The 3,058-nt window shown below is 34.8% G+C and carries 3 protein-coding genes; 2 read left to right on the top strand and 1 reads right to left on the bottom strand.

Going from position 1 to position 3,058, the window contains the following annotated elements; genetic code table 11:
* Positions 1-1,179: phosphomannomutase/phosphoglucomutase (locus WCW66_06975; protein MFA6392446.1), on the top strand; the 1,179-nt coding region annotated here is incomplete at its 5' end.
* Between the two features lie 35 nt (positions 1,180-1,214).
* Here WCW66_06975 and trpS read toward each other — a convergent pair.
* Positions 1,215-2,195, bottom strand: a complete 981-nt coding sequence (gene trpS / locus WCW66_06970; GenBank protein MFA6392445.1) for a tryptophan--tRNA ligase — start codon at positions 2,193-2,195, stop codon at positions 1,215-1,217.
* A gap of 252 nt (positions 2,196-2,447) precedes the next feature.
* Here trpS and WCW66_06965 point away from each other — a divergent pair.
* Positions 2,448-3,058: helix-hairpin-helix domain-containing protein (locus WCW66_06965; GenBank protein ID MFA6392444.1), on the top strand; the 611-nt coding region annotated here is incomplete at its 3' end.

The following is a 3,058-nucleotide window of genomic DNA, read 5'->3' as shown; positions in this document are numbered from 1 at the left end:
TCTCAAGGCGTCATTTCTCAAGGAGCAAATGTTATTGATATTGGCCAAGTTGCGACTGATTCTCTTTATTTTGCGCTTCATTATTTCAAAGCCGATGCGTCGGTAATGATTACAGCCAGCCATAATCCGCCGGAATATATTGGTATTAAAATGATGGCCAAGGGCCCAAGATATCTTTCGGGCGATTGGGGAATCCCGCAAATTAAAGAACTTGTATTTAAAGGTGCGACCCTTAAGAAAAATATGTCTCTAGGCAAAATTATTAAAAAAGATATTGTGCCGCATTATTTGAAATATATTTTAAATCTAATTGATCTTAAAAAAATCAAACCTTTAAAAGTCGTAGTGGATACTGCCAATGGCGTCGGAGGAGAAGTGATTAAAAAAATATCCAAAAAAATTCCTGTTAAATTAGTTCCTCTTTATTTTACGCCAGACGGCAGTTTTCCAAATCATTTATCAGATCCATTAGTAGCAGCGAATCTTAAAAAACTTCAAGAAACGGTTTTAGAAAAAAAAGCTGATTTCGGTTTGGCTTTGGACGGCGATGGCGACAGAACAATTTTTGTTGATGAAAAAGGAGAAATTATCAGCAGTGATATGATTATTGCTTTATTTGCCGGTTATTATCTTAAGAAAGAACCAAAGACTAAAATTGTTTATAATTTAACTTGTTCCAAGAGCGTGCCTGAAATTATTAAAGAAAACAACGGTATTCCCATTAGAACCAGAACCGGTCATGCTTTTATGAAAGTAGCGGCTAAAGAAAATAACGCCATTTTTGGCGGAGAAATTTCCGGTCATTTATATTTTCGTGATTTATTTTTTGCCGAGAGCGGGGGATTAACATTAATGGTAATGCTAAAAATTTTATCGGAAAATAATCAGCCCTTGTCAGAATTGATTAAAAATTTTCAGCGTTATTATCGAATAGGCGAAATTAATTTTAAAGTTGAAGACAGGCAAAAAACTATTCAAAAAATAAAAGATGCTTACAAAGACGGCCAACAAGATAATCTTGATGGTTTAACAGTGGATTATTGGGGTTCTCCCGCGGGTTGGTGGCTTAATGCTCGGCCGTCAAATACAGAACCCTTATTAAGAGTAGTCATTGAAGCCAAAAATAAAGAAAAAGCGGAATTTGAATTTAAAAAAATCAGCCAGATTATTAAATCATGACTGAGATAAAAAATTAAATTAATTAAAATATAAACTTAAGATAGCCCCATTTTTTTCTTAACTTCAATTAGAGTTTTTTGCGCAATTTTTCTGGCTTGCTCGGTTCCATTAGCCAGAATTTTTTTTATTTTCTCCGGATTTTCGGCAAGTTCTTTTCTTTTTTTCTGGATTGGCGCCAATTCTTTGGCTAAATTATCAGCCAATAATTTTTTGCATTCCAAACAGCCAATCTGCGCTTTTTGGCAGCCCTTGGCAATATAATCCAATTCTTTTGAAGAAGAAACAAGTTTATGTAAATGATAAAGATTGCATTTATCAGGCGTGCCCGGATCAGTTTTTCTTTGGCGGGCCGGATCAGTCATGGCCGTGGAAAGTTTTTTGAAAATAGTTTCCGGCGAATCTGACAAAGAAATATAAGTTTCCGGACCTGATGATTTTGACATTTTCTTACTCGGGTCAGTTAAACTCATAATTCGTGATCCTTGGGTTAAAATTGATTTTGGTTCAAGAAATGTTTGACCGAATGTTTTGTTGAATTTTCTGGTAATTTCTCTGGTTAATTCCAAATGTTGAACTTGATCTTCGCCAACCGGGACTATTTGCGCTTTGTAAAGCAAAATATCGGCCGCCATTAAAACCGGATAATCAAAAAGACCCATATTAACGCTTTCTGGATGTTCTTGGCTTTTATCTTTAAATTGAGTCATTCGGCGAAGTTCGCCAATTGGGGTAATCGTATTTAAAATCCAGGTTAATTCAGTTGCTTCCGGAACTTGCGATTGGACGAAAATAATTGATTTTTTAGGGTCAATGCCGCAGGCAATCAAATCAATGGTTAAATTTAAAATTTTATCTTGCATTGTTTTCGGGTCATAAGGGATGGTAATGGCGTGATAGTCAACAATACAAAAAATACTCGGATATTTTTCTTGAAGTTTTACCCAATTTTTAATTGCTCCAAAATAATTTCCGATGTGGAGCAGTCCGGTAGGTTGTATTCCGCTGAATAAAGTCATGGCTTTATTATACATAATGATAATAGGCTTGTCAATTTGCGTGAGTAATTTACAATAGAAGGACTGCGAAATTCGTCTTCACTCAACACTCCAAAGTCTTGAAAATTAAAATAGTTTTGCTTCAGAAAAATTCATAACTCCTCCCGAATAAGTCGTCAGACAGATGAATTTTTCTGCAAAACTTCTTAATTTTCTAAGACTTTTCCCGCGACATCGTTCAGGCGAATTTCGCTATAGAGTATATAAAAATATATGAAAAATCAAGAATTAGCCAAAATATTTTACGAAATAGCCGAATACCTTGAAATGGAAGGAGTGGCTTTTAAACCCTATGCTTATCAAAAAGCGGCTCTTACTTTGGAAACAATGGAAGAGTCAGTGGAAGATATTTATCACCAAGACGGATTAAAAGGATTGGAGAAAATTCCCGGGGTGGGCGAGAGCATTGCTTTGAAAATGGAAGAATATTTAAAAACAGGTAAAATAAAATATTATCAAAAACTGAAAAAACAAACCCCGGTTAAAATAGATGAATTAACGGCAGTTGAAGGAATGGGTCCTCAAAAAATAAAAATACTTTACGAAAAATTAAAAATCAAAGATTTAAAAGATTTGGAAAAAGCGGCTCAGTCGCATAAAATTGCTCCGCTTTTCGGCTTTGGCGAAAAAACAGAAAAAAATGTTTTGGAAGGAATTAAATTTTTAAAAAGGAGCAAGGGAAGATTTCTTTTGGGAGAAATTTTGCCAATGGCCAAAGAAATTTATCAAAAATTGGAAAATTTAAAAGAAGTGGAAAAAGTTGACATGGCCGGTTCTTTGCGAAGAAGACAGGAAACCATCGGTGATGTTGATTTTTTGGTAAT

This window comes from Patescibacteria group bacterium (assembly GCA_041664365.1).
Lineage (GTDB): Bacteria > Patescibacteriota > Patescibacteriia > UM-FILTER-42-10 > UM-FILTER-42-10 > JAHJEX01.
The sequence above is the reverse complement of the archived record's forward strand: the minus strand, read 5'-3'. Positions and strand labels throughout refer to the sequence as shown.

Coding starts and splice junctions, on each gene's coding strand:
- trpS (MFA6392445.1), bottom strand. CDS start 2,195: ATGACTTTATTCAGCGGAATACAACCTACCGGACTGCTCCACATCGGA.